The organism is Flavobacterium macrobrachii (assembly GCF_014486675.1).
GTDB classification, from domain to species: Bacteria; Bacteroidota; Bacteroidia; order Flavobacteriales; family Flavobacteriaceae; genus Flavobacterium; species Flavobacterium macrobrachii.
Genome location: NZ_JACTAC010000006.1, coordinates 26,883 through 52,277, shown reverse-complemented (window position 1 = coordinate 52,277; position 25,395 = coordinate 26,883). Strand labels below are relative to the sequence as shown.

At 32.9% G+C, this 25,395-nt stretch carries 28 protein-coding genes; 8 read left to right on the top strand and 20 right to left on the bottom strand.

What is annotated here, in order from left to right; genetic code table 11:
* Positions 1–47 precede the first annotated feature (47 nt).
* Positions 48–974: a PfkB family carbohydrate kinase gene (locus IAI56_RS02910; RefSeq protein WP_133532498.1), complete on the bottom strand. Its 927-nt coding sequence runs from the start codon at positions 972–974 to the stop codon at positions 48–50.
* A 116-nt stretch (positions 975–1,090) separates the two neighbouring features.
* Here IAI56_RS02910 and IAI56_RS02905 point away from each other — a divergent pair, with 116 nt between their 5' ends.
* Positions 1,091–1,564, top strand: coding sequence for a regulatory protein RecX (locus IAI56_RS02905; protein ID WP_187656443.1), 474 nt, complete (start codon positions 1,091–1,093; stop codon positions 1,562–1,564).
* A gap of 34 nt (positions 1,565–1,598) precedes the next feature.
* Here IAI56_RS02905 and rnhA read toward each other — a convergent pair whose 3' ends face one another.
* The 3 genes from rnhA to purN are packed head-to-tail and all read right to left on the bottom strand — an operon-like array spanning position 1,599 to position 3,232.
* Entirely contained in the window at positions 1,599–2,078 is a 480-nt protein-coding gene (gene rnhA, locus IAI56_RS02900) for a ribonuclease HI (RefSeq protein ID WP_187656442.1), read from the bottom strand.
* A 3-nt stretch (positions 2,079–2,081) separates the two neighbouring features.
* Positions 2,082–2,675, bottom strand: coding sequence for a hypothetical protein (locus tag IAI56_RS02895; RefSeq protein WP_187656441.1), 594 nt, complete (start codon positions 2,673–2,675; stop codon positions 2,082–2,084).
* The gene (gene purN, locus IAI56_RS02890) at positions 2,672–3,232 is read right to left on the bottom strand and encodes a phosphoribosylglycinamide formyltransferase (RefSeq protein WP_187656440.1); all 561 of its coding nucleotides are present in this window, start codon (positions 3,230–3,232) and stop codon (positions 2,672–2,674) included. The genes IAI56_RS02895 and purN overlap by 4 nt, the downstream gene beginning before the upstream one ends.
* 175 nt (positions 3,233–3,407) lie before the next feature.
* On the opposite strand from purN, the gene IAI56_RS02885 reads away from it, so the two are divergent.
* From IAI56_RS02885 to IAI56_RS02860, 6 genes are all read left to right on the top strand, one after another.
* Positions 3,408–3,644: an acyl carrier protein gene (locus IAI56_RS02885; RefSeq protein ID WP_007137004.1), complete on the top strand. Its 237-nt coding sequence runs from the start codon at positions 3,408–3,410 to the stop codon at positions 3,642–3,644.
* Positions 3,645–3,808: 164 nt separating this feature from the next.
* Complete coding sequence (fabF, locus tag IAI56_RS02880; protein ID WP_187656439.1) at positions 3,809–5,062, top strand: beta-ketoacyl-ACP synthase II; 1,254 nt, start codon at positions 3,809–3,811, stop codon at positions 5,060–5,062.
* Between the two features lie 7 nt (positions 5,063–5,069).
* Positions 5,070–5,813, top strand: coding sequence for a ribonuclease III (rnc, locus tag IAI56_RS02875; protein WP_187656438.1), 744 nt, complete (start codon positions 5,070–5,072; stop codon positions 5,811–5,813).
* 114 nt (positions 5,814–5,927) lie between these two features.
* A complete protein-coding gene (locus IAI56_RS02870; protein ID WP_169523354.1) occupies positions 5,928–6,416 on the top strand; it encodes an IPExxxVDY family protein in 489 nt (162 codons plus the stop codon).
* Positions 6,417–6,419: 3 nt separating this feature from the next.
* The gene (gene pyk, locus IAI56_RS02865) at positions 6,420–7,850 is read left to right on the top strand and encodes a pyruvate kinase (RefSeq protein ID WP_187656437.1); all 1,431 of its coding nucleotides are present in this window, start codon (positions 6,420–6,422) and stop codon (positions 7,848–7,850) included.
* A 36-nt stretch (positions 7,851–7,886) separates the two neighbouring features.
* Complete coding sequence (locus tag IAI56_RS02860; protein ID WP_187656436.1) at positions 7,887–8,651, top strand: Bax inhibitor-1/YccA family protein; 765 nt, start codon at positions 7,887–7,889, stop codon at positions 8,649–8,651.
* A gap of 49 nt (positions 8,652–8,700) precedes the next feature.
* Here the strand turns inward: IAI56_RS02860 and IAI56_RS02855 are convergent, their stop codons facing one another.
* The 3 genes from IAI56_RS02855 to IAI56_RS02845 form a co-directional block, all read right to left on the bottom strand.
* On the bottom strand, positions 8,701–9,219 hold the full coding sequence (locus IAI56_RS02855) for a PAS domain-containing protein (RefSeq protein ID WP_222940961.1): 519 nt from the start codon (positions 9,217–9,219) through the stop codon (positions 8,701–8,703).
* A gap of 82 nt (positions 9,220–9,301) precedes the next feature.
* On the bottom strand, positions 9,302–10,384 hold the full coding sequence (gene dinB, locus IAI56_RS02850) for a DNA polymerase IV (protein ID WP_187656435.1): 1,083 nt from the start codon (positions 10,382–10,384) through the stop codon (positions 9,302–9,304).
* A 2-nt stretch (positions 10,385–10,386) separates the two neighbouring features.
* On the bottom strand, positions 10,387–12,414 hold the full coding sequence (locus tag IAI56_RS02845) for a site-specific recombinase (RefSeq protein WP_187656434.1): 2,028 nt from the start codon (positions 12,412–12,414) through the stop codon (positions 10,387–10,389).
* Positions 12,415–12,502: 88 nt separating this feature from the next.
* Here IAI56_RS02845 and IAI56_RS02840 point away from each other — a divergent pair, with 88 nt between their 5' ends.
* A complete protein-coding gene (locus tag IAI56_RS02840; RefSeq protein WP_187656433.1) occupies positions 12,503–12,970 on the top strand; it encodes a CYTH domain-containing protein in 468 nt (155 codons plus the stop codon).
* Here the strand turns inward: IAI56_RS02840 and IAI56_RS02835 are convergent, their stop codons facing one another.
* The 13 genes from IAI56_RS02835 to IAI56_RS02775 all read right to left on the bottom strand — a co-directional run bounded on the left by IAI56_RS02835 (position 12,971) and on the right by IAI56_RS02775 (position 25,384).
* The gene (locus tag IAI56_RS02835; protein ID WP_187656432.1) at positions 12,971–13,534 is read right to left on the bottom strand and encodes a septal ring lytic transglycosylase RlpA family protein; all 564 of its coding nucleotides are present in this window, start codon (positions 13,532–13,534) and stop codon (positions 12,971–12,973) included.
* An 84-nt stretch (positions 13,535–13,618) separates the two neighbouring features.
* Complete coding sequence (locus tag IAI56_RS02830) at positions 13,619–14,044, bottom strand: hypothetical protein (protein ID WP_187656431.1); 426 nt, start codon at positions 14,042–14,044, stop codon at positions 13,619–13,621.
* Positions 14,045–14,120: 76 nt separating this feature from the next.
* Positions 14,121–15,764, bottom strand: a complete 1,644-nt coding sequence (gene pgi, locus IAI56_RS02825) for a glucose-6-phosphate isomerase (RefSeq protein ID WP_187656430.1) — start codon at positions 15,762–15,764, stop codon at positions 14,121–14,123.
* 93 nt (positions 15,765–15,857) lie between these two features.
* On the bottom strand, positions 15,858–17,096 hold the full coding sequence (locus IAI56_RS02820) for a M23 family metallopeptidase (RefSeq protein WP_187656429.1): 1,239 nt from the start codon (positions 17,094–17,096) through the stop codon (positions 15,858–15,860).
* Positions 17,097–17,105: 9 nt separating this feature from the next.
* On the bottom strand, positions 17,106–18,041 hold the full coding sequence (locus IAI56_RS02815) for a tryptophan 2,3-dioxygenase family protein (RefSeq protein WP_187656428.1): 936 nt from the start codon (positions 18,039–18,041) through the stop codon (positions 17,106–17,108).
* A complete protein-coding gene (locus IAI56_RS02810; protein ID WP_187656427.1) occupies positions 18,038–18,817 on the bottom strand; it encodes a DUF3108 domain-containing protein in 780 nt (259 codons plus the stop codon). Before IAI56_RS02810 ends, IAI56_RS02815 begins: the two co-directional genes overlap by 4 nt.
* Positions 18,818–18,991: 174 nt before the next feature.
* The gene (locus tag IAI56_RS02805; RefSeq protein ID WP_187656426.1) at positions 18,992–20,566 is read right to left on the bottom strand and encodes a T9SS type A sorting domain-containing protein; all 1,575 of its coding nucleotides are present in this window, start codon (positions 20,564–20,566) and stop codon (positions 18,992–18,994) included.
* 113 nt (positions 20,567–20,679) lie between these two features.
* Positions 20,680–21,912, bottom strand: coding sequence for a hypothetical protein (locus IAI56_RS02800; protein ID WP_187656425.1), 1,233 nt, complete (start codon positions 21,910–21,912; stop codon positions 20,680–20,682).
* A gap of 3 nt (positions 21,913–21,915) precedes the next feature.
* Entirely contained in the window at positions 21,916–22,404 is a 489-nt protein-coding gene (locus IAI56_RS02795) for a hypothetical protein (RefSeq protein WP_187656424.1), read from the bottom strand.
* A 10-nt stretch (positions 22,405–22,414) separates the two neighbouring features.
* Positions 22,415–22,804: a hypothetical protein gene (locus IAI56_RS02790; protein WP_187656423.1), complete on the bottom strand. Its 390-nt coding sequence runs from the start codon at positions 22,802–22,804 to the stop codon at positions 22,415–22,417.
* A 5-nt stretch (positions 22,805–22,809) separates the two neighbouring features.
* The gene (locus IAI56_RS02785) at positions 22,810–23,427 is read right to left on the bottom strand and encodes a hypothetical protein (protein ID WP_187656422.1); all 618 of its coding nucleotides are present in this window, start codon (positions 23,425–23,427) and stop codon (positions 22,810–22,812) included.
* Between the two features lie 11 nt (positions 23,428–23,438).
* The gene (locus tag IAI56_RS02780; protein ID WP_187656421.1) at positions 23,439–24,149 is read right to left on the bottom strand and encodes an RING finger protein; all 711 of its coding nucleotides are present in this window, start codon (positions 24,147–24,149) and stop codon (positions 23,439–23,441) included.
* The gene (locus IAI56_RS02775) at positions 24,146–25,384 is read right to left on the bottom strand and encodes a hypothetical protein (RefSeq protein ID WP_187656420.1); all 1,239 of its coding nucleotides are present in this window, start codon (positions 25,382–25,384) and stop codon (positions 24,146–24,148) included. Before IAI56_RS02775 ends, IAI56_RS02780 begins: the two co-directional genes overlap by 4 nt.
* Positions 25,385–25,395 lie beyond the last annotated feature (11 nt).

Sequence of the window (25,395 nt, the reverse complement as noted above, 5' to 3'; positions counted from 1 at the left end):
ATGTTATATTTTAAAACAAAAATGCCCCGAAATATCGAGGCATAAAGTTATTGTAATTCTATTTCAAATTGTGTTAAAGCTTTGAATTGTTTCAAACGCTCGTTCACTTCTTCTTTGGTTAGCGACAGCATTCTTTCGGTTCCGAATTTCTCTACACAAAAAGAAGCTAAGTTAGAACCTTGTATAATTGCGGTTTTCATTGTCTCAAAAGAAATATCTCCTTGTTGGGTGATGAAACCTGCAAATCCACCAGCAAATGTATCACCTGCACCAGTTGGATCGAATACATCGGCCAAAGGTAATGCTGGAGCGAAGAAAATATGTTCGTTGTGGAAAATCAATGCACCGTGTTCACCTTTTTTGATTACAACATATTTTGGTCCCATCGAGTGGATTTTAGCTGCTGCTTTCACCAATGAATATTCTCCAGAAAGTTGGCGCGCTTCTTCATCGTTAATGGTGATTACATCAACACGTTGGATTACTTCTAATAATTCAGGTAATGCACAATCCATCCAAAAGTTCATAGTATCCAATACAACAAGCTTTGGTTTTTGTGTCATTTGGTTTAAAACACCCGTTTGAACAATAGGATGAAGATTTCCTAACATTACAACATCGGCATTTTTGAAGTTTTCTGGAACAATTGGGTTGAAATCTGCCAATACGTTTAGCTCAGTGGCTAAAGTATCTCTCGAATTCATATCGTTATGGTAACGTCCACTCCAAAAGAAAGTTTTTCCGCCTTTTACGATTTCCAAACCAGAAACATCAATATTTCTTGCGGTTAATAAATCAATATATTCTTGAGGAAAATCATCTCCAACTACAGAAACAATTGCGGATTGCAGATTGAAATGGGAAGCAGATAATCCAATGAATGTTCCTGCGCCGCCAAGAATTTTATCAGTCTTTCCGAAAGGTGTTTCAATAGCGTCAAAAGCTACTGTTCCGACTATTAATAGTTTGTTCATTATTTGCGTTTCAAATTAAAGGTGCAAAGATAAACTTTAGTTTAGAAGTTTAAAAGTTTATAGGTTTAAAAGTTTTTAAAAGGAATTTATTAGATTTGAAATCCAAAGAAATTAAAATGTCTAATCTTTCATCGTTAGCCGAAATTCAAAAAAAGCTAGAATACTATTGTGTTTATCAGGACAGATGTCATCAAGAAGTAAAGCAAAAGTTGTTTGAACTTGGTGTTAATTCAAGTGACATGGATTTGATTGTGGTGCATTTGATTGAGCATAATTTTCTTAACGAAGAACGTTTTGCTCGAAGTTTTGCAAGAGGTAAACATCGCATCAAGTTTTGGGGTTTGAAACGAATTAAAAACGAATTGAGGGCTCGAAATATTTCTTCGGCTAACATTAAATTAGGTTTAGCAGAAATTAGTAGTGAAGAATATCAAGCTACATTTGAAACCATTGCTGAACGAATTTGGAATTCCATTTTAGAACGAAATGTTTTGAAAAAGCGTAAAAAATTTTGCGATTACTTACTACGAAAAGGTTGGGAAAGCGAAATGATTTATCAGAAAATGAGAGAATTTGAAAATTTAAAATAAATAAAATGTTTTTTACTTAATAGTTTAACAAAATCTACAGTAACTTTTGATCTTCTTTTTCATAAAAAGCATCCACCGATAAATTAGGTAATCCCGAAGCCATAACTGCCAACTGGTCACAGCGTTCGTTTTGCGGATGATTGTTATGTCCTTTAATCCATTTAAAATCAACTTGGTGTTTGCGGTATATTTTAAGAAATCTCATCCATAAATCGGGATTTTTTTTACCATTAAAATTTTTCTTTTCCCAGCCAAAAACCCATTTTTTTTCAACAGCATCAACAACATACTTAGAGTCCGAAATAACCAAAACTTTCATTTTTGGATTTTTTATTTTTTCTAAACCAACAATTACAGCTAATAATTCCATCCTATTATTAGTTGTATGTCTGAAACCTTCGTAGAATTCTTTTTTATAATTTGTTCCAACTAATTCCATAACCACGCCATAACCGCCGTTTCCGGGATTTCCTTTGGCTGCGCCGTCTGTATAAATGTGGATTTGATGGGGCATTCGTTATTTGGTAAAGTGTATACTTTGAAAAATTTCATCAAAGAGTTTTGAATTGTCTTCTTTTCCAACTTGTTCAATAAAATTTAGTGAAACGTAATAACCATTTAGGAGTATGTAATAACTGTTACTAACAATTTCGTATTCATTACCATTATTTTTCATAGTGAATTGCACTGCAAATTTCAAAGCATCTTTTCCTGAAACTTTTCCTGCGATCGGTTTTTCGATAAATCTAAAATTATCTAATACTTTCATAGCATCTTTTGTAGACAACTCAGTTTCTTTCTTAAAACTTTCAATGGTTTTACTTTGTGTTACCATAGTTCTAACCTTGATTGTCGGAATAATTCCCGCGACTTTTTTTGGATTATACTTAGTATAAGTGACAAGCTGTTTTGAATTGGTTTTTAGCAATTCTTGTAATTGCTCATCGGTTAAATCATATTCTTCTAAATTTTTTAATATTTCTTCATTTTTCATTTCATACCATCCTTCAGGAGAGTTCATTGAAAAACCCATTTTAGTCAACTCAAATCTTTCTTGACATATTGCTTTACAGAAAGACAAAAACATACAAATTAACAGTATTTTTTTCATGATAATAATTGATTTATGATTTGTGGAAAGTAAAGATATTCTAATTTATGAATTTCACTAGCTATTTCCTCAGCTGTTGTACAGTTTTGAATATTCACTTTGTGTTGGGAAATAAATTCACCTTCGTCATAGTCTTCGTTTACAAAATGGATGGTAATTCCGGTTTCTTTCTCGTTATTTTCCAAAACTGCGTTGTGAACATTCATTCCATACATACCTTTTCCGCCATAGTTGGGTAGAAGTGCAGGATGGATATTGATTATTTTATTTGGATATTTTTTTATAATGTGTTCCGGAAATTTAAGTAAAAAACCTGCTAAAACAATTAGATCAGGTTGAAGCGAATTTATTTTTTCAAGAACTAATCCTTCATTAAGTTCGGATTTGTTGAAGATAACTGAAAAAATGTTGTGTTTTTTTGCTCTGTCTAAAACTTTGGCATGTAGATTGTTAGTAAAGATACCGACTACGCTTATAGTATCGTTGTTTTTGAAATACTGAATGATATTCTCAACATTGGAACCGTTTCCAGAGGCAAACAGAACTATTTTTTTCATTTGTTCATTGTTTTTACAGCACAAAAAAAAGAATATTTAATAGATTTTAAATCATAATAGTGTAAGATTTTAAAATTAATTTTTTACTTTCGTAGTCATATTTAATAACAAAAAGGTTGTCATCAAATAAAGTTTTTTATTTTTGCCAACAATTAAAATTAAAAATTTAGAAATTATGTCAGACATTGCATCAAGAGTTAAAGCGATTATCGTAGACAAATTAGGCGTTGACGAAAACGAAGTTGTAACAGAAGCAAGCTTCACAAACGATTTAGGAGCAGATTCATTAGACACTGTTGAGCTTATCATGGAGTTCGAAAAAGAATTTGATATTCAAATTCCAGACGACCAAGCAGAAAATATCGCTACAGTAGGTCAAGCTATTTCTTACATCGAAGAAGCAAAAAAATAATAATTCTACAATACCCGTAAATTTTATTTGCGGGTATTTATTATTTTAAAGAATCAAAAAAAGATTGATTTCAATCTAAAATATAAAAACCCATGTCTCTTTAATGCTTAAATTTGAAGAATTCATGGGTTTGTTTGTAAAAAAAGATTACTAAAAAAAAGAATATGGCATTAAAGCGAGTTGTTGTCACAGGTTTAGGTGCATTAACACCAATAGGAAATTCTATTGAAGAATATTGGGATGGACTAGTAAATGGAAGAAGTGGTGCTGCACCAATAACTTATTACGATACTGAAAAACATAAAACAAAATTTGCCTGTGAAGTTAAAAACTTCAATATTGAAGATTACATTGATCGCAAAGAAGCTCGCCGAATGGACAAATTTGCTCAATATGCAATAGCAGCTAGCGAAGAAGCCATTAAAGACGCTGGAATTACTGAAACCAATGTCAACAAACAACGCGTAGGTGTTATTTGGGGTGCAGGAATTGGCGGATTAGAAACTTTCCAAGATGAAGTAATGAGCTATGCTAAAGGCGATGGAACACCACGCTTCAACCCTTTCTTTATTCCAAAAATGATTGCCGATATTGCTCCTGCTCATATTTCGATGAGAAACGGATTTATGGGGCCAAATTATACAACCGTTTCCGCATGTGCTTCATCAGCTAATGCTTTAATCGATGCATTCAATTACATCCGATTAGGAATGTGTGACGTTATTATTTCTGGTGGCTCAGAAGCTGCTGTTACCATTGCAGGAATGGGCGGATTTAACTCAATGCAAGCCTTGTCAACAAGAAACGAAAGTCCAGAAACTGCTTCAAGACCATTTGATGCTACTCGTGATGGATTTGTTCTTGGCGAAGGTGCTGGCGCATTAGTTTTGGAAGAATATGAACATGCAAAAGCGCGTGGAGCAAAAATATATTGCGAAGTTGGCGGTGGCGGAATGTCATCGGATGCATATCATTTAACAGCACCACATCCAGAAGGAATTGGTGTAATTGCAGTGATGCAAAATTGTTTAAACGATGCTGGAATGAAACCAGAAGATGTTGATCACATCAATACACATGGAACTTCAACACCACTTGGCGATGTTGCCGAATTGAAAGCAATTAGCGCAGTTTTTGGCCATCACGCTAAAACACTAAACATCAATTCTACCAAATCAATGACAGGACATTTACTTGGTGCTGCTGGTGCAATTGAAGCGATTGCTTCAATTTTAGCCATGAAACACGGAATTGTTCCACCAACCATCAATCACGAAGTGGTTGATGAAAACATTGATCCAAATTTGAATTTGACTTTGAATAAAGCACAAAAGAGAGACGTAAAAGTTGCTATGAGCAATACTTTTGGTTTTGGCGGACACAACGCATGTGTACTTTTCAAAAAATTGGAAGCCTAATCTTCAGATGAAAAGAATTATCAAAAAAATATTTCCTAAATCCCGTTCAAATGAGGACGGGATTTTTTTTGGAAAAATTGAAAAAATCATAGGTTTTAAACCTGTAACCTTACTTTATTATCAAAAAGCGTTTACGCATCGTTCTGCCAATCGATCTGATGACAGTGGGAATCCATTAAACTATGAGCGATTAGAATTTCTTGGCGATGCCATGTTAAGTTCTGTAATTGCTGCACATCTATACAACAAAGTACCAGCAGGCGATGAAGGTTATTTAACCAAAATGCGCTCAAAAATCGTCAGTCGTGAACATTTAAACGAACTAGGAAGAGATTTGAATTTAGTTGCTATGGTTGATAGTAAAGTTCCCGTTAGTAATTTTGGAGAAAACATTCACGGAAATATTTTTGAAGCCTTGGTTGGCGCTATTTTCTTAGACAAAGGTTATGTTTTTTGCGAAAAATTCATCAATAAAAAAGTGATAATTCCTTATGTTGACATTGCAAAACTTGAAGGCAAAGTAATAAGTTACAAAAGTCTTTTAATAGAATGGTGTCAAAAAGAAAAACGAACGTTTCATTACGAAGTATTTGATGATAACGGAAATGATGGACAACGATTTTTTGGTGTAAAATTATCTATTGACGACAAAGTTGTAGCAAAAGCACGAGCAACATCAAAGAAAAAAGCCGAAGAAATAGCTTCCAAAAGAGCTTATTTTGCATTTCAAGAAAAAATTAACACAAAATAATCAGAATTCTTTAAAAACTATATCGTTTTCGTTCATAAAATTACGTTAATCATCAATTCTAGTGGCAAAACCTATCTTCAGAAATAGTATATTTACAACTTATTCGAGACTGAAATGGCCGTTTATAAATTGCTTAGCGAAGAATATGATGAAATAGATTATCAATTGATAGCTATACATACTACTTTAGAAGACTATCGATTGGCCTATTTTATCAATAAAAATTTACCCGTTTTGTTTTCTAAAAGCAAAAACGATGTAAGTATAAAAAGCAATGCTATTGAAACACAGTTTTCAAGGTTTGTATATGAAGATGAAAACAAAGATGTTACTTGGAACTTAGTTCAAAATAAAAACGACTATTCTCAGGAAGATTTTGCCATAAATACAGGTTTATTTACCGATAGTAAAACTAAAATTTCAACCAAAATTTATCTCATTCCCGAATATAAAAAAGTAGATTATTTTTTGAAAATTGAAAATAATTTATCTACTTCTGAAATTGAAAATACGATTTCAGTCTTAAAAAAAATAAACAAAATCAGTACGGTTTATACCGTTTCTGTTGACAATATAAAATCAAAAGATAATTTAATTTTTTAAAAAATGCCGACTAGAAAAAAAACAAAAATAGTAGCCACACTTGGTCCGGCTTGTAGTTCAAAAGAAGTCATTAAAGACATGATTGATGCAGGAGTAAATGTGTTTCGTATTAATTTTTCGCATGCCGATTATACCGATGTTAAAGAAAGAATAGATATCATCCGAGAATTGAACGATGAATTTGGATATAATACAGCAATATTAGCCGATTTACAAGGTCCAAAACTTCGTGTTGGCGTTATGAAAGAAGATGTAGTTGTTAATCCAGGCGATATCATTACGTTTCAAACTGCCGAAGATGTTCCCGGAACCAAAGAACGTGTCTACATGAACTATTTGTCGTTTCCAAAAGATGTAAATCCTGGAGAACGAATTTTATTAGATGATGGAAAACTTATTTTTGAAGCGATAGAAACCAACGGTTCAACCGAAGTAGTTTGTAAAGTAATTCAAGGCGGACCATTAAAATCTAAAAAAGGTGTTAACTTACCTCAAACTAAAGTTTCACTTCCAGCTTTGACCAAAAAAGACATTAAAGATGCACTTTTTGCTATTGAACAAAAAGTAGATTGGATTGCGCTTTCATTTGTTAGAACTCCAAAAGACTTAGAAGAACTTCAAGATTTAATTGCAAAACATTCTGACCATAAAATTCCAATTGTAGCCAAAATCGAAAAACCAGAAGCCGTAGAAAATATTGATAAAATCGTTGCTTTTTGCGACGGATTGATGGTTGCTCGTGGCGATTTAGGAGTTGAAATTCCAGCGCATGAAGTTCCGTTAATTCAAAAGAAATTAATCCACAGAGCAAAAACGGCAAGAATTCCAGTAATTGTTGCTACGCAAATGATGGAAACGATGATTACCAGCTTAACGCCAACACGTGCAGAAGTAAATGACGTTGCTAACTCCGTTATGGATGGTGCTGATGCGGTAATGCTCTCGGGAGAAACATCGGTTGGAAATTATCCGGTTCAGGTTATTGAAAAAATGACACAAATCATTGAAGCTGTTGAAGACTCACCGCTTATTCAAGTGCCACAAACACCTCCAAACGTAAGAACAAAACGTTTTATCACAAAATCTATTTGTTACCATGCCGCCTTGATGGCAAATGAAATTAAAGCAAAAGCTATTTCTACATTAACAAATAGTGGTTATACAGCGTTCCAAATTTCGGCTTGGCGACCACAAGCACACGTTTTGGTTTATACTTCAAACAAACGAATTCTAACTCAGTTGAATTTACTTTGGGGTGTTAATGCTTTTTATTACGATAAATTTGTAAGTACTGACGATACTGTTGATGATATCAATCATATTGCCAAAGAAAACGGATTTGTTCAAAAAGGCGATATGCTTGTTAACCTTGCTGCAATGCCAGTAGTTGACAAAGGAATGGTTAATACGTTAAGAATTTCGGAAATTGAATAAAAAAAACTATTTTTGAAATGCTAAAAACATAAAACTATGAATTCAAACAATCCATTTTTTAAGAGCAAAGCTTTTAACAACACTTCTCGTGCTGATGAAGCTGTTCACCAAGCTACTGTAATTGATTATAATGATACAATGTCTGTATCAGGAACCATCAATAAAAGTTTCATAATGTTGTTACTTTTGATTGCAAGCGCAGCCATTACTTGGATGATGACATTTAATGGATACAATCCAATTGTTTTGACTATTGGCGGAGCAATTGTTGGATTTGTTTTGGTATTAATTTCAGTTTTTAAACCACAATATTCGCCTTATTTAGCTCCAGGTTATGCCGTTTTTGAAGGATTATTTATTGGTGGAATTTCCGCTATTTTCGAAGTAATGTATCCAGGAATTGTAATCCAAGCCGTGAGTTGTACCTTTGTAACTTTTATAGTTTGTTTTGGATTATATAAATATGGAGTTGTAAAAGTAAATGAGCGTTTTCGTTCCGTAGTTGTTGCGGCTACTTTGGCTATTGCAACTTACTATTTGATTTCGTGGTTGTTATCAATGTTTACAAGCTTTGTTCCTGTTCATCACGGTAATTCATTAATTAGCATTGGAATTAGTGTTTTTGTAATTGTAATTGCTGCACTAAATTTATTTTTAGATTTTGATCAAATTGAAAAAGGAGCTGAACAAAAACTACCAAAATATATGGAATGGTTTGGCGCAATGGGATTAATGATTACACTAGTTTGGTTGTATATCGAATTCCTAAGATTATTATCAAAAATATCTAGCAGAGATTAATTTTAGATAAAAAAAACGTTTCAAATTTTTGAAACGTTTTTTTTTGTCGTTAAGCTGCAATTTTTTCAAAAGCTATAAAGTTTTTTAATTTACCAGTTTTGTCAAAAATTGGATAACCTTTTATGTGACATTTATATAAAGATCCGTCTTTACAGTAATTAATAATCGTTTTATTAAATGAACGTTGTTCTTTAATTGCTATACTTATTTCTTTTGATGTATCTGAATTTGTCAGTTTACCTTGGAACATTTTTGGGTTTTTACCTATTACTTCGTTTGGCTTGTAGCCATTCATTTCCTCTATGTTTTTAGAGGCAAAAACAATTTTTAAATGGTTATCTGTTACAACTATTACAGTGTCATTTGACAATTCTTGTTGAAAATTCCAGTTGATATTCCAGTCATTTTTTTTAGCAATTTCATTCAAATTTGCAACATCGGGAAATATTGATTTAAGTGAATCAAAAAACATTAAGTAGAAATCCCAACTAATTAATGGGAACTGTTTTGCGGATAGACTGTTTTGATATTTATCAAAAGCCAATTCATATTCCTTAAATTCAATCATAATTTTTGATTTTTTACAAAATTAAAAGGATATTTTAAAAATATGAATTAAAATCAAAGTTTAACCTTTGTTCAACTTTTTATCAAAACTCAAATTTCAACTGTACCACAACCGTTTTCTTTTCTTCGGTGTTTAAGTTGTTTAACGAAATTCCTAGTAATCGAACGGATTCTTTCATTTTGTGTTGGTACAATAATTCTTTTGCGGTTTCAAATAGTAAACCTTTGTCCGCAATGAAATAGGGAAGTGTTTTGCTTCGGGTTTGTAGGGTAAAATCGCTGTATTTTATCTTTAAGGTAATTGTTTTTCCTGAAATGTTATAGCGTTTTAGTCGTTTTTCGAGTTCATTTGCAATGCGTTGTAGTTTTTCTTCCATGAAAATCTCCGAAGTTAAATTTTCATTAAATGTATGTTCTGCTGCGACTGATTTGGCTATTCGGTTGGGTTTTACAGCGCTGTTGTGAATACCGCGAACTATATTATAGTAATGTAAACCGCTTTTGCTGAAATGTTCTTCGAGAAAAGCAGCCGATTTTGATTTTAAATCTTTTCCAGTAAAAATTCCCAATTGATACATTCGCTCAGCGGTAACTTTACCAACTCCATAGAATTTCTTAATATCAAGATTTTCAAGAAAAGCTTCAACTTCCTCAGGATTTACTGTTTTTTGACCATTAGGTTTGTTGTAATCGCTGGCAATTTTGGCTACAAATTTATTCACCGAAATTCCTGCCGAAGCTGTTAGACCAACTTCTTCAAATATTCGTTTTCTAATTTCTTGCGCAATTAAAGTGGCACTTGGATTTCCTTTTTTGTTCTGGGTAACATCAAGATAAGCTTCATCTAGCGAAAGTGGTTCGACCAAATCGGTATAATCGTGAAAAATTTTTCTAATTTTTTTCGAAATTTCTTTATAGCGGTCAAATCGTGGACGAACGAAAATCAAATCGGGACAATTTCGCTTGGCTTGAATGCCACTCATAGCGGAACGAACGCCAAATTTTCGTGCTTCATAACTCGCTGCCGAAACTACGCCACGTGTTTCGCTTCCGCCAACGGCCAATGGTTTTCCTTTCAATTCTGGATTATCCATTTGTTCTACAGAAGCATAAAAAGCATCCATATCGACGTGTATTATTTTTCTTAGAACAACTTCGGTTTCCATAATTATTTGTCTTTCACTGGAAAAAAGAATGCCGATGGACGTGTTTTAAAATATGCCCAAGTCGATTTACGTAGTAATCCCAATTCCGAAAGTGGAATGTTTCTTGAGCGAAAAGCCAATCCTAGTGAAAGTAAAAAACTAACGATAAAATTCATAAAACCAATTATGCCAATACCAATAATACTCCAAAATATGGTCCAAAAATCCACAAAGAAATTGGCACCATATAAACCAAGCGCAAAGTTTCCACTGGCAAAAGTAATGTGGCGAATATCAATATTTAATCCTAAGAAAATTCCAATCGAAGCTGTGCTGCCAAGAAAAACGCCAAACCAACCATTAGAAACAAATCCTGCCCAATTATTTTCAAACCAATTCGCGATTTTTTCGGTTTTCTTTTTACCAAAATTTTGCTTCAAAAGCGGATGTTCTTTAATACGAAAATACACTTGATTGTGTTTGTTTTTATTGGAAACATTCCCGGAAATAATTCCCGATAGAAAAAGAAAAACGCCTGCAATTGCTGCGTGAAAAACAGCTGCCGAACTAATTGGCGACAAATCATTGAGCAATTTTGCCGATTTTTCAAATGCAATATTATAATCGAAAACATAATCAATTAGCCAAATACCAAGTAATGAAACAGGAAAAGCCATGAAAACATTGCCTACAAAAGCAATAAACTGCGAACGAAATAATCGGGCAAAAAGTTGGGCAAACGAGCTGTGTTTGTTTTCGTTTTTGCTTTGTTTTTTCAAGCCACTTTCCAAGGCTTTAATCAACGTTGCTGCAGTCATTGCGGGTTGTTTAGTAGCCAAAGTATAACCCAGTAAATAAATCGTAATAAAACCTATCGAATAATTTAAACTGTAATAAAGTGCATGACCAAAAGCACTGGTATCAATTTTTGAAAGCAATGTTTTAATGATACAAAGCAGTCCTACGATAAAACCGCCACCAACGGCAGCTTTCAACATCGAAAAATATTCCGATTTGCTTTCCGTGATGTAATGTTCGCCTGTTTTTGCAGTATGTTGTGTGATTTCATACGAAATTAGTTGCGTACTTTCATTAATCAATTGGCGAACATTATTTTTATGACAATTGTATTTAATAAGTCGTAAAGCCAGATGAATGGTGTTGTTTTTTTTGTCAATTTCGGAGTTGATTACTAGCGAAGAAAGTAAGACTTTAATTCGGTGTAATTGTTGTCTAATGCGAAGTAAACTTTGATTTACTTTTAACGAAATTCCAAATTTTGAACTGTTGCCAAACGCTTTGTCTACATATTCTTCACATTGTTTATGTAGAATAAGTAGTTGTTTGTAATTCAAATCATCCGAAGCTACAAAGTGATTTTCGCCTTCTTTAATTTTCTTTTTGACGCTATGAAATTCGTTTTCAAATGCTACAAATGGACTTTCTAAATCGTCATATTCGGGTACCATTTTTATGACATCGTTTTCCATTGCTCGACCGCTCATTCGCTGTGAAATTAAACTCATAGCGTTCATCACTTCGGATAAAACAGATTTTTCTGAAACTGTGTTGTATATCGTTTCAAATTCAACAACGTCAAAGAATTTTTGCAATTCTTCAAATGGAATTTTGGTTATCCAAATAGGATCGGAGCTTTTGAAAAATACTTGATTGAGTACAAATTCAAGCGTATCTTTTTCGGGTTGAAACGGAAGTAATTTGTCTGAAATTCGTTTTTTTACTTCATACATAAAATCTGAATCTCTCAAAATTCCGCTATCCGAAAGCATTCGGCTGAATTTTCTTTTTTGCAACACATCTGCAAGATAATTTTTTAAAATTTCTTTATGTTCTTTGTTTTCTGCTAAATAATGAAGTAATGGTTCAATAGAAACAGTTGTTTTTTCTTTTGGATTTTTTGGTCGAAAAAAATCAACCAAAACAATAAGAAAAAGTAGTTGGTCGCTTGATTGATATCCATTTTCAGTAAAGAAATGTTGGAACAAAGCTTCTATTGAAGAAAACTTTTTTTTATGATTGCGTATGTTCATTTAGAAGTTTTTGCTGCTGTGATTGTTGTAAAAATACAATTTTTCAAAATATATTTTCTTAACTTGCTCCTAATTATCAAAAAAAATTATGGTAGAAATTGAACGCAAGTTTTTAGTGATTTCGGATGTATTTATTGACGAATCTTTTGCCCAAAAAAGAATTGTTCAAGCCTATTTGAGTTCGGTTCCCGAAAGAACAGTTCGCATTAGAATTAAAGCAGACAAAGGTTTTATTACCATTAAAGGCAAAAGTAACGATAGCGGAACGACGCGACTGGAATGGGAAAAAGAAATTAGTTTACCCGAAGCCGATTCCCTTTTGTCTATTTGCGAAAGCGGGATGATTGATAAAGTTCGTTACGAAGTAAAGGTTGGAAACCACGTTATTGAAGTTGATGTTTTTTCGAAAGAAAACGAAGGTTTAATCTTAGCCGAAATCGAACTTCAGTCCGAAAACGAAATCTTTCAAAAACCGACTTGGCTGGGCGAAGAAGTTACCAATGATGAACGATTTTACAATGCTTATTTGAGTAAAAAACCTTTTAAAACTTGGTAATTACTTTTTTTCTTCGACAACTTCTAGCGTTACAAAAACAACTCCTGATTTTTTATTATCGGCAATTTCCATAAAAGCCTTTTTAGTCAAATCAATTTCACGAGCTTTTGAAAACGGTCCGCGATCGGTTATTTCAACAATGACAAATTTCCCGTTGACTTCATTGGTTACTTTAACTTTTGTTCCAAAAGGTAGTTTTTTGTGTGCTGCAGTGTAACCATTGTTGTCAAATTTTTTGCCGCTTGCCGTTCTTTTACCGTGAAATTTTTGATGATAATAAGATGCATGAGCTTTTTTCTTCAACAGTTTAAAATTAACATCTAATAAAGCATTGCTTGTGCTGTCAATTTCCTTTACAATATTTTTTAATTTAATTTTTGAAGTATCAACCTTTGTAGAAGAAACTGTTTTTAGTTGGTCTTTGTTTTCTTTGATCTCTTTATTGTCAACTGTTTTTGTTGTATGTTCTTTAGCTTTCTCTTTTGTTTGCGCTTTTTTTTCCTGAGCAGAAATGGTCAAGAATGAAAGGCAAGAGAGTAGTATGATTAAATTTTTTGGTGTCATAAATCATTTTTTTAAAGTGAAAAGATACTTTACAAAAACTGTACCTTAGATAAAAAAAGTCCTTTTCAGGACTTTAAAAATTTGTTATTTTAACCATAAATTCCAAGGCAATCGACTTAAAATCAAGAGTAAACCAAAACCGTAAAAAATAGCAATTGATTTGAATTTTGTTGTACTATTTTCGGCTTTTTTATGTTTTGACCAACCAATTGTGATTAAAACAATCGCAATAATATTGATTAGCGGATGTTCTAACGAAGTTAACCTTAGAGCTGCATCTTTCATTTGCCCGAAAGAGTACAGTCCAAGTGGAGAAATGAAGTATAAAATAAATCCAACCAAAAGTTGAATATGAGTTGCAATTAGTCCGAAAAGAGCAATTTTTCTGTCTTTTGCTGTAAAATCTTTTTTTGAAGTCATTCCTAAGAATGAATTTATTACTGCTAAAATTAATAAAAGTAGTGCTAAATATGCCCAGCCTGAATGGAATTTTTGAACGAATGTATACATAAATTATTTTTTAAGATTAACAAATATAACGAAAAGGCATAAAAAAACGACAAACTTAGTTGCCGTTTTTTTGGATTTATGAATTTTTTAAAAAATGTTTGAGCAAAAATTCTGTAGAAGAATCATGTTGATTTACTGATTTTGAATTGATTTCGTCCAAAATAGAATTGGCTAATTGTTTTCCTAATTCGACTCCCCATTGATCATAACTAAAAATGTTCCAAATTACACCTTGAACAAAGATTTTGTGTTCGTATAAAGCCACTAATGAACCTAATGATTTTGGCGTAAGCTTGTCAATTAGAAATGTATTGGTTGGTTTATTTCCGCTGAAAACTTTGAAAGGCAAAAGAAAAGCTGCTTTTTCGCCAGTAACTTTTTGTTTTTCAAATTCGGCTTTTACTTGCGCTTCGGTTTTTCCGTTTAGCAACGCTTCGGTTTGTGCAAAAAAGTTAGACATTAGTTTGTCGTGATGATCTTTATTGCCGTACAAAGGTTTTACAAATCCAATAAAATCGGTAGGAATAAGTTTTGTTCCTTGATGAATTAATTGGAAAAAAGCGTGTTGCGAATTCGTTCCAGGTTCACCCCAAATAATCGTTCCCGTTTGATAATTTACTGGTTTTCCATCGCGACCAATACTTTTTCCATTGCTTTCCATAATTCCTTGTTGAAGATATGGTGCTAACTTTTGTAAATATTGAGTGTAAGGAATTAAAGCTTCGCTTTCAGCTCCAAAAAAGTTGTTGTACCAAATGCTAAGTAATGCTAAAACGACAGGAATATTTTCTTCAAATTCGGCTGTTTTGAAATGATTGTCCATTTCATTTGCACCTTTTAATAATTCATCAAAGTTATCAAAACCAACCGCTAACGCAATGGATAAACCAACGGCACTCCAAAGTGAAAATCGTCCACCAACCCAATCCCACATTGGAAAAACATTGGCTGGATTTATGCCAAATTCGGTTACTTTTTGAATATTCGTAGAAACAGCAACAAAGTGTTTGGCTACATCATCTTGGGATGCCGATTGTAAGAACCAAGCACGAATAGTTTCAGCGTTAGATAACGTTTCTTGTGTGGTAAACGTTTTCGAAGCCACTACAAAAAGCGTCGTTTCTGGGTTTAGTTTTTTGATTATTTCGTTCACGTGATCGCCATCCACATTAGATACAAAATGAACGGTTAAGTGGTTTTTATAAAATTGTAACGCTTCCACAACCATAGCTGGACCAAGGTCTGAACCACCAATTCCAATATTTACCACATCAGTAAATGTTTTCCCAGTAAACCCTTTTCTTGTTCCTGAAATTATTTCTTCAGTGAATTTTTTGATGTTATTTTTTACTTCAAAAACATCTGGAATTACATTTTTTCCATCCACTAAAACCGTTGCTGTTTCTGGCGAACGCAAAGCGGTGTGAAGTACAGCTCTATTTTCGGTTTGATTGATTGCATCGCCTTCAAAATAGCTCGAAATGGCTTGTCTTAAGTTTACTTCTTTGGCCAATTGTTGTAATAATTCCATCGTTTCAGAAGAAATTCTGTTTTTGGAATAATCGATTAAAAAATCATTCCATTGGATGTGGAATTTTTCGGCTCTTGAAGTATCGTTACGAAACATTTCCTGCATGGAAACGTTTTTTATGTTTTGGTAATGCTGATTTAATTTTTCCCAAACCGCTGTTGCCGTTGGATTAGTATTTGGTAATGTCATTTTTTCACAATTTGAGTGCCAAATTTACAAATATCATTGGGAAATAATATCATGCTAATTTTACGCTAACGTTGTAGTTGAGAAAAAATTACGTTATTTTTTGGAATTGGCTGTTGCAACGCTATCCAATTCACGTTTTAAAGGCGTCATGTATTCTATGTATTTTTGCTTGTAGCGAGAATCCATTGGAGTAGAATTTGGTAATTTTAATTTTAAAGCATCTACTTGAACACCATTTTTCCAAAAACGATAACAAACGTGTGGTCCAGTTGCCAAACCAGTACTTCCAACTTTTCCAATTACTTGTCCTTGTGTAACTCTTTGTCCGCGTTTTACCAATATTTTCGACATGTGAAGGTATTGCGTTGCGTAGGTTCTGTCATGTTTTACTTTAACAAAATTTCCGTTTCCAGTTGTAAAACCAGCTTGTTCTACAACGCCAGCAGCGGTTGACATAATTGGCGTTCCGGTTGGCGCGGCATAATCGGTTCCGTTATGCGCTTTCCATCTTTTTTGCACTGGATGAAAGCGATTTTTAGTGTAACGTGATGTAATGTTGATGAATTTTAATGGTGCTTTTAGGAAAAAATTTTTTAGTGTTTTTCCTTCTTCATCATAGTATTCTTGTTTTTGAGCATTTTCATCAGGTTTGAACGGAAAAGCATAGATTTTTTTTCCTTTGTATTCAAAAAAGGAAGCTTTTAAACTGTCTACACCATCGTAAACAGTGTCATTGATGTATCTTTCGGTGAATTTTAGTGCAAATTCATCTCCTTTCTGAAGTTTGAAAAAGTCGATTGACCATGCATAAATTTTGGCAATTCTTGGTGCTAACGAAGGATCAACTTTTAAGTTTTGCAGCGTTTCTGATAATGAACCGTTTAGTTTTCCTGCAATAGTTCTTGTTTTGAATGTTACAGGTCGGGTTTTTTTATGAGCTTGAATAGAATCTCTAAAATCAACTATGTAATAACTCAATTTATCGGGTTGATAAATGAAATATTGAATTTTATGTTTTCTGTCTTTGGTTCTCAGAATGGTATAAGGTTTTCCTTTTCTGATGGAACGAACGTCAAAAGTATCTTTAACTTTTGCCACTACATCATAAACCTGATTGCCGTTAAGATTTTGTTTGTCAATAATACTTCCAAATGTATCGCCTGATTCTATGGTGTCGTTAACTACATTGAATTCGTTGAGGTTGAAGCCAAAATCAATGACTTTAGCTTTTGGATTTTCAATAACGTATTCTTCTTCTTTTGTTTTTTCGCAAGAAATTACAAAAAAGAGTAGTGGTAAAAGCAGTAGTATTTTTTGAAAAAATTTTGACATTTTTTGATTTTATAGTCCTTCGCCCCAATTTTTTAATTCGTCTTCACTCCAAAGTTCAGGGAAGAATATTCTTCGTTGGTATTTTGGATGCATGTATTTTTTCCAATCGCTTCCGCCAGTTGCTTCGCCTGAACCTTGACCGCTTTCAATATATTTTTTGGCAGCGTTCAAATGTCCCATAACCCAGGTTACGTTAACCGTATAATCATAATGGCGCATTGCTTTTACTAATTCTAAATCTTTTTGGTCTTCTAAAGGAAGTTGTTTGAATTTTTGCCAAATGTTTATCGTATTGTATTCTTCCATATAGCGAAGAAATTCTTGGCGGTATTTTTTCTCAAAGTTTACTAATAATGTGCTTTTTTTGCCTGTGTGATAATCTTTTCCTGCAGCTTGCCAATAAAGGTGTTCAAATGCATGAGAATAGGGTGTGTTTCTGTCAATTGATGCTCTAAATCGGTAGTCGATTAGGTTAATTAAATCAGTTGACGAGAATTCAATCATTCTATATTGCGCACTTTGAAAACCACTCGCTGGAGTTAAAGTATTTCGGAATTTCATGTATTGTTCCACTTCCATTCCGTCGCGCATGATGTCAAATGAAGTAGTCAACATATCAAAATAGCGACTAATTCTTCTTAGTTTTTCAGTAAAATATCCAGTTTCAGGTTTATCGGTATGACACAATTGGTCGATTTCCCAAAGTATCATTTTGAACAATAATTCGTTGACTTGATGATACATAATAAAAACCATTTCGTCGGGCAAAACGGTTCTTTGGATTTGAAGATTTAGTAACGCATCCGTTTGAATATAATCCCAATAGGTGATTGGTTTTGACCAAAGTAATCCTTCGAGATGCGTTTCGGTTTTTTGGTTTATGGCTTCAAATTTTTGTTCTAAAGCTTCTAATATGGTTTCGTTTTGGTTGGTTAGGTTGCTCATTTCTTTTTTACTTTAATCATAAAAGGATTTTTTAATCCTTTAAAACCATCTAAATCAGCTTTTATTGAACCTACCGCTAGGCTAGCTTTTATTCTTAATGGTAATTTGTTTTCATCATCTGAAATCCAAACGGTTAGACTTTCTTCTTCTTTAAAAACTCTACCAGTTTGTACTAAAGGTCTAAAAATCATTGTTGGAACGGTTCCAAATTTAGTTTTTAAATCTTCTCTACCGATAAATTTTAACTTAAACTTAAAAACTTCATCATCAAAAAACATATCAACAATAACAGATTCTCCAACTTTTAGTTTGTCAATATTAGGATGATTTCTAAGAAAATAAAAGGTTGACAATATGTCTTGAACATTTTCTGTAACTGGAAATGTTTTTTCTGTTTTCTTTTTATGATCTTTTACTAGGACTTTGTTATTGTCTTGATTGAAAAAGCCTTCTTGATTTTTAGTATAACCGCCTTCGTCAATTTTTCTAACAAATTGATAAGGTTTATTTGTGATTTTGTCAAAATAGCTTTCATAAGTATCATCTACTTTGAAAAAAAAGCGTGACATTCCAACGGTATAGCCTTTCCCGATAGTATGATATACTTTTTTATTGTCTTTTACAGCTTCTTTAACCTCAAGAGTTGCATATCCAGCATTGATAAAACCATAATGAATTCGGAATTTGAACCATTCGCCAACATCATAGGCAACTGGTTTTTGGGTGTTGAAACTTACAGCAATAAAAAACAACAGTAAAACGATAACTTTTTTCATTGATTTTGTAATTTTTCTTTGGTAAGTACAATTATTGTTCCAAATGTAAAAAAACAAAAAAAGGTATCAAAAGATTGAGCGTTTTTTTGTAGATAAAGTAATCAAAACCGATTTTGTAAATAAAAAAAAACCGTCTCATTTTGTGACGGTTTTAGCTTGAATTAAAAGTGAAAATTAGTGTTTGATTATTTTTTTTATTGATACTATATTTTGAGTTGCATTGAAAATCTTTAAAAAGTAAATTCCCGATGCTTGGTTAGTGATGTCGATAGAATCTCCATTTTGAGAATGATTTATTTTTTTTCCATTTTGGTCATAAACTGTATATTCTAATTGATTTTCAACTGTGTTTTCAATGTGAAAAATTCCATTTGCTGGGTTTGGATACACTGAAATCGTATTGTTTTTTGAACTGTTTGTTTCTAACGTTTGTGAATTTAATCTAAATATTTTTCTCCCTGTTGCATTTCCGTTAGTTGACGCCATAAAATATAAATATCCATTTAATTCAATGAAGTCACCTGGATCTGAACCTTCATTTCCAGGAGTAATATCTTGAACTAATGTTGCATTATCATCTGAATCGAGCATCCACAATTCGACACCATTTGTTTGATTGTATGCGCTGTAGAATAGTAAGTTATTATACTTAATTAATTGGTTTCCATAAAATGTGGTTTGTGGATTGGAAGTTACCATTACTGTTCCATCATTAGTACCGTCTGATTTCCAGATTTGAGAACCATTTATTTCATCATTTTTGGAAAAATAGAGTTGATTGTTGAACTCAATAAATGAATTTGGCGACCAACTGTTTGAATTATTTCCTGGAGTAATATCTTTTATCATTTCGGTTCCAGCAGCAGTTCCATTGGTTTTCCAAAGCTCTAAACCATTAGTGTTGTCTTTTGCTGTAAAATAAATAATGTTGCCAACTTTATAAAAATTGGTTGCTCCTGAAGTGTCAAAATAATTATTGCTAACAAAAATATCTTTTAGTAAGATAGTTTCTGGAGTTGTTCCATTTGTTGTAAATGGTTCGTGTCCATATTCAGTTGTGAAACCAGAAAAATAAATGGTATTGTCAATTTTTTTTGCGCTACTCATTTGAACTCTGTCTGAAACATTGTTTGGGTTTAAATCTTTTACAAGTTCACTTACCAAGCCATTTGTTCTCCAAATTGACCAACCATGCGCTAAAGTTCTAACATTAATAAGCAAATTATCATCATCAAGATTATAAAATCCTCTATCTACATTTTGAAATGATTGGTTTGTTGCTTGCAGTACTTCTACAGCTGAATTTGGTGTGGTTTGCATTCGCCAAATATTTCGAATACCACTAGAACCTGTTGTTCCTTCATGAAAAAAGATGAAATTATTAGCTTTTATAAATCCGCCTACATTGGTTATGTTTGGGTTAGTTATCATATTGTAAGTTCCAACAGTTGTTCCATCAGTTCGCCATATTTGATGATCATTAACAGTAAAATAAATAACATTGTCAATTGCTGTTAGATTGAATGGATTACTACTTGCGTTTCCAGGAATGATGTCCATTAAGATGGTTGTTCCTGCTTCGGTTCCATCGCTTACCCAAAGTTCGGTTCCAAAGTTGGGTTCCGTTCTTACAAAAACAATTTTGTTGTTTACTTTGGTTGGAAAAGCCCAAGCATAGTTTAGGGTTTGTTCCGTCTGAGAAAATACAGCCGATGAAATGAATAGAATAAGTAAAGTAATTTTTTTCATGGTAAATAATGTGTTTAGTTTACCGTTAGTGTATTGTTGTCAAAAAGGTAAACATCAAAAAAAACCGCTTCAAAAAAATTGAAACGGTTCTCTCAAAAAACTAACCTACTTATTTAACAACTACAAGGTTTTGGCATTCCTTGTGTTTCCATTAATTGATTTATTTTTTCATCGCGTTTTTCATCATCATTTTTATATTGATTTATAATTTTGATGTGTTCTTCTTTTACTTTTTCTAATCTGGTTTTTTCATTTTTTGTACAAGTAATTAAGCAGTTGTGTCTTTTTATAGCAGTTGCATCATTGTTTTTTTGCGCTTCTTTTAAACCTGATTGGTGTTCGGCAATCGATTGATTTACAAGACTAATCATCATGTCATAATAATTAGCAGTGGCATCGGCATTATTAACTTGATTTGCAAATGGTAAATCTTGAATGTCGCTGGTTTGAGAAAAAGCGCCTGCATTTCCACCAGTCATTTCACCTATTGGTTTGTATCCTTTTCCTGAAAAGCTAACGTTGGCATTTTCAATATAATTCATAAAAATGGAAACGCCATCACCAACAATTCCGGTAATCATATAGGTTGTTCCTGTTGGACTTGCTATAAAACCTAAACCCCAATAACCAGAAAGGCTGTGAGTGAACTTTGTATCTAACAGAACATCTTGCGAATTGGACAACCAAATAGACATTTTTTTGCCTTCAAATGTTCCTGAATACTCTACTCTTGGGTATTTGTTTCCGCCTACTTTACCCATTTTATTCCCTGTTTTTTTGAAGGTTTTAAAGAGTTCTTTGCTCAACATTTCTGTTTGGATATCATGTACAACCATTGATTGTCCGCTTCCTGCTTTCATTACAAAATTGCCTTCTGAGCTTTTGATGTATTGATAAAAATCGTTGTTGGCATTTTTAATTTGTGTCATTTCGCCTTCTGGATTTTCGGTAAGCATGGCTTTAATGCCTTTCCAATCTTGCATGGCGTATCCATTTTTGGTATTGAAATAGAAATAGGAAACCAAAACACCTTCGGGCGCATTTACCGAAAAGCCAATTTTTTTATTGAAAGTAAACTCACCATTCAAACCAATTTCGTTAGTAATCGATTGACCCGCATTTGGTGTTTTTGGCTTTGGAATTGCAACCGTGATGTCCAACAAATCATCAGGATTGGGTTCATTACTTTTTATGACCAATAATTCATCGGCATCCGTTAGTATTGGAACATTTGTCTTTGGTTGGTCTTTAATCAACGGAATGTTGCTTTTTGGCTTTGCTTTGATTTTTTGTTGGGCAAAACCCGAAACACTCAAACATAAAATCAATAGTATTATTTTTTTCATGATTTAGCTGACTTTTAAAAATAAAGTTGTTGAAGTGATTTGTCCTTTTACGCCAATTGGTTTTGCTTCCAAGATGATTTCATAATTGCCTTTTGGGATTTCAGAAACGGTTTCAGGTGTATTGGTTTGAATGTTGGATAGAACAGAAATTACATCAAATGTTTCTATTGGCATGAACATATTGCCGGGAAAGAAAGGCATTGGACTGCGTTTTATAGTTCCAATAGTTTTTCCGTCTTTTTTTACTGTAGTTGAAAACACAAATTGAACGACTTCTTTTTTGTCGCTATTCAATGGAACATCCGATGCGGTGAACACAAAATGAATTGGATATTTGTTTTCTCTAAAATCGGCAAAAAGATTTACTGCTTTGTTTGATTTTGCGGTAAGCTCCATTTTTGATTGTTCTTTGATGGTGATTTCGCCCTGAACTATTTGAGCGAAACCACTAAATGCTACTAAAAGCATGGCTAAGGTTATGATTTTTTTCATGATTTTTAGTCTAAGAATTTTTTAATGTTTCAAATTTTTCTTCCACTATTTTAGTTGGTCTTTTGTCGTGATAGACAAAGGTTGTTTTGATATAGCCCAAATAAATATTCGTTTGTCGGTAATGCGTATAACTGATTTCGAAAATGCGTTTGGCAATTTTATCCGAGTTTTCTACTGTCATTTGGTATTTGGTTTTGCCATGGTCGTTAAAAGTTTGTACCGCCGTTTTATTGAATACATACATGGGTTTGGTTTCTTTTCCAACTTTTGTATAGATGGTTGTTTTTTTATTCCATTCTACTTCAAACAAAGGCATTTTGGAAGATGCATTTGTATTCCAAAACTGGATTTGGGCTTGTGATTTAAGACAAATAAACAGTAGTAGAATTATTTTTTTCATTGTTTTTAATTTACAGGAACGATACTGTACACAATTCCTAAATTATATTTCGCTTTATTGAAACGCATGTATCCAGGTCGCGTTGGAATATTGGTCGTGTTTTTAGCCTGATTTAACGTAACTGCTGGCACTTTGGCATCTTTTAAGAAAACAATAACTTCCTGTTTTCCAACAATTTCGTCATTTATTGGCTTGTACACTTTGATTTCATAAACTATTTTGAAATAGGCATTGTCTTCCAGTTCTTTCATCGTTTTGTAGCCATATTTTGCAGGTTCAAACTGGAAGCGAACTTTAGTATTCATTAATGATTTGATGTTTCCGTTGCTTACTTTCATTCCGCCATTTCTTGGCACTTCAAAAACGCGTCCATAATTTCCGATGTATTTAAAACCAGTTGGTTGAATTTGATCTTCATTTCCAGTAGTTTTATTTTTTACAAACAAACGGCAATAGCCAATTCCGTGAACACTTTCTGTTCCAACGTTTATGTTTTGATTGATGGTATGTGCAGCCAACCAATCAAATTTGAAATCGTATTTTACCATCTCGGGTAATGATTGTGCAAATGAGTTTGCGATAGCGAAAACTAGAATAAGTACTGATAATTTTAATGTTTTCATTTTTTTAAAATTTAAAGTTTGTTAATAATTAATTTTGAAGTTTCAATGCTTTTTTGCTTGTTAATCTTCTCGTCATCTGAAAGTTCGGCTGTAATTTGAAATTGAATTCCTTTGTAAAACACTATGAGTTCTTTGTGTTTGTTGTTCCAAACGGCATACTCGCCAACGCCTTTAATTTCGTCAAACGAAAGACCTTTTGCCATTTCGCTTGCCATTCCTTTCGCCATTTCGGCTTGCGTAGCATTTACTTTTCCTTGTTGTTGCATTTCATTTGCTTTTTCATTCATCGCTTTATCGGCATTGGCAAGTTCTTCGGTCGTTGGTGTATGATAATTGAATTTGAATTCTTTCAAATTGGTGTTTTTTACCCAAGAAAGTTGAATGAAATCCTTTGCTGGAATATCCATCATTTTACCATTTATAGGATTTTTGATTTGCTTGTTTCTTCCTTTTTCCCATTGATAGGAAACCGAATGTGTAACAGGACTTTTTAATACTTGATTATAGTCTTTTTCAGCTTCTGCTGCGGCATAACCCGAAATTTCGGAAGCCATTTCTAAGGTTAACAATTGATCTAATTTTCCATTAAATTCATCGGCAGATTTGCCAACAACTTCATCAATAGCTTCATTGGCTTGACTTTCAAGATTTTCTTTTTTATCGCCAGAACAAGTAAATGCGAATAGGAAAAGGCTGATTACGGATAGGAGTGTTGTTTTCATTCGTTAACCTTCTTTACATTTAATTTTATATCAGAATTTTGATAATCTTTTGCAACGCCATTATTACAACTCTTACCTATGCTAACATCTTTAAGTTCGATCATTCTCTCCATTGTAAGCACTTGTTTTACGTATTTATAATCATCATTTTTCCCAAATGTTTTTAATTTTAAATGATGCCATATTTCAACTTCAATATCAACATTTGGATTGTTTAAATCAGCATCATTAATTGTAAATTCTCTTATAAATTCAGGTGTGTTTGGAAAATCATAATTGGATTTCGAATTTGGGAATGAATTATTTTCAGTTCGATCAAAATAATTTGAATTTTTATTTCCAAAACTTCTGATTTCTTCTCTTCCAGAATTTGTAACTCTAAAAACACGTAATCCAGCAAACCCATACATTTCGTTTCCAGGAACATAAGCTATTTTGCTTGCAGTTGACATTGCCAAAAGTCTTATACTGTATTTACTTGAAGAAGTATTATTTGTGCTTTGTGAATTTGAAGGACTAGCTATAGTTGTAGTAACTACAACCTTATTATTCTTTATGTTTTTTGTCCCATTCCAATTTCCATCAGTCATTGCAGCAGTCCAACCCCATTTTCCTTTAAAACTATTTCCTTCAAAATCAAATTCAAAATGACCTGTTTTTTTGGTATTATTGTTATAGAAAGTTCCTTTTAACTTTCTAGTTTGTGGATTGTAAATGCCATCAACTGTGCCAACATTTTTATAGGTTCCGGTTACTTTATTTCCTACTTGCTGTAGTATTAAATTGCCATCAGTAGTATTCCATAAACCATTAAAAACGGCGGTTTTAGTATCTGTTGGCGAAGTATTATTCGCTTTTGTTCCATCCCAAAGCCATTTGGCATCAAAATCAAACTTCATTTGAAAAATAGCATCATTAGTAATGTCATTTAAAGTGATGTTATTATCGTAATTAAAATGACCTCTAATGTTTTTGCTACTAGTTGTCTTTTCAAAATAAAACTTACCTCTATCCGCGCCATTATGAAACAATCCACAAAGACGTGAACCACCATTGAATTTTTTTTCGACAGCCAGGATTGTTCCACCATTAGCATAATCGCCATAAATAATTCCATTTTCGGTAACTAGTTTTAAATCACCATATTTTGTGTTAAATGTTCCTGTCCATTCTTGTGCAAATACGCAGAGTTGCGTTAAAAAAATAAGAACGAATGAGATATACTTTTTTTTCATTTTTAAGATTT

Bases quoted from the DNA above. Each gene is read 5' to 3' on its own strand.
- IAI56_RS02910 (WP_133532498.1), bottom strand. From the start codon at position 974: ATGAACAAACTATTAATAGTCGGAACAGTAGCTTTTGACGCTATTGAA.
- IAI56_RS02905 (WP_187656443.1), top strand. From the start codon at position 1,091: ATGTCTAATCTTTCATCGTTAGCCGAAATTCAAAAAAAGCTAGAATAC.
- rnhA (WP_187656442.1), bottom strand. From the start codon at position 2,078: ATGCCCCATCAAATCCACATTTATACAGACGGCGCAGCCAAAGGAAAT.
- IAI56_RS02895 (WP_187656441.1), bottom strand. From the start codon at position 2,675: ATGAAAAAAATACTGTTAATTTGTATGTTTTTGTCTTTCTGTAAAGCA.
- purN (WP_187656440.1), bottom strand. From the start codon at position 3,232: ATGAAAAAAATAGTTCTGTTTGCCTCTGGAAACGGTTCCAATGTTGAG.
- IAI56_RS02885 (WP_007137004.1), top strand. From the start codon at position 3,408: ATGTCAGACATTGCATCAAGAGTTAAAGCGATTATCGTAGACAAATTA.
- fabF (WP_187656439.1), top strand. From the start codon at position 3,809: ATGGCATTAAAGCGAGTTGTTGTCACAGGTTTAGGTGCATTAACACCA.
- rnc (WP_187656438.1), top strand. From the start codon at position 5,070: ATGAAAAGAATTATCAAAAAAATATTTCCTAAATCCCGTTCAAATGAG.
- IAI56_RS02870 (WP_169523354.1), top strand. From the start codon at position 5,928: ATGGCCGTTTATAAATTGCTTAGCGAAGAATATGATGAAATAGATTAT.
- pyk (WP_187656437.1), top strand. From the start codon at position 6,420: ATGCCGACTAGAAAAAAAACAAAAATAGTAGCCACACTTGGTCCGGCT.
- IAI56_RS02860 (WP_187656436.1), top strand. From the start codon at position 7,887: ATGAATTCAAACAATCCATTTTTTAAGAGCAAAGCTTTTAACAACACT.
- IAI56_RS02855 (WP_222940961.1), bottom strand. From the start codon at position 9,219: ATGATTGAATTTAAGGAATATGAATTGGCTTTTGATAAATATCAAAAC.
- dinB (WP_187656435.1), bottom strand. From the start codon at position 10,384: ATGGAAACCGAAGTTGTTCTAAGAAAAATAATACACGTCGATATGGAT.
- IAI56_RS02845 (WP_187656434.1), bottom strand. From the start codon at position 12,414: ATGAACATACGCAATCATAAAAAAAAGTTTTCTTCAATAGAAGCTTTG.
- IAI56_RS02840 (WP_187656433.1), top strand. From the start codon at position 12,503: ATGGTAGAAATTGAACGCAAGTTTTTAGTGATTTCGGATGTATTTATT.
- IAI56_RS02835 (WP_187656432.1), bottom strand. From the start codon at position 13,534: ATGACACCAAAAAATTTAATCATACTACTCTCTTGCCTTTCATTCTTG.
- IAI56_RS02830 (WP_187656431.1), bottom strand. From the start codon at position 14,044: ATGTATACATTCGTTCAAAAATTCCATTCAGGCTGGGCATATTTAGCA.
- pgi (WP_187656430.1), bottom strand. From the start codon at position 15,764: ATGACATTACCAAATACTAATCCAACGGCAACAGCGGTTTGGGAAAAA.
- IAI56_RS02820 (WP_187656429.1), bottom strand. From the start codon at position 17,096: ATGTCAAAATTTTTTCAAAAAATACTACTGCTTTTACCACTACTCTTT.
- IAI56_RS02815 (WP_187656428.1), bottom strand. From the start codon at position 18,041: ATGAGCAACCTAACCAACCAAAACGAAACCATATTAGAAGCTTTAGAA.
- IAI56_RS02810 (WP_187656427.1), bottom strand. From the start codon at position 18,817: ATGAAAAAAGTTATCGTTTTACTGTTGTTTTTTATTGCTGTAAGTTTC.
- IAI56_RS02805 (WP_187656426.1), bottom strand. From the start codon at position 20,566: ATGAAAAAAATTACTTTACTTATTCTATTCATTTCATCGGCTGTATTT.
- IAI56_RS02800 (WP_187656425.1), bottom strand. From the start codon at position 21,912: ATGAAAAAAATAATACTATTGATTTTATGTTTGAGTGTTTCGGGTTTT.
- IAI56_RS02795 (WP_187656424.1), bottom strand. From the start codon at position 22,404: ATGAAAAAAATCATAACCTTAGCCATGCTTTTAGTAGCATTTAGTGGT.
- IAI56_RS02790 (WP_187656423.1), bottom strand. From the start codon at position 22,804: ATGAAAAAAATAATTCTACTACTGTTTATTTGTCTTAAATCACAAGCC.
- IAI56_RS02785 (WP_187656422.1), bottom strand. From the start codon at position 23,427: ATGAAAACATTAAAATTATCAGTACTTATTCTAGTTTTCGCTATCGCA.
- IAI56_RS02780 (WP_187656421.1), bottom strand. From the start codon at position 24,149: ATGAAAACAACACTCCTATCCGTAATCAGCCTTTTCCTATTCGCATTT.
- IAI56_RS02775 (WP_187656420.1), bottom strand. From the start codon at position 25,384: ATGAAAAAAAAGTATATCTCATTCGTTCTTATTTTTTTAACGCAACTC.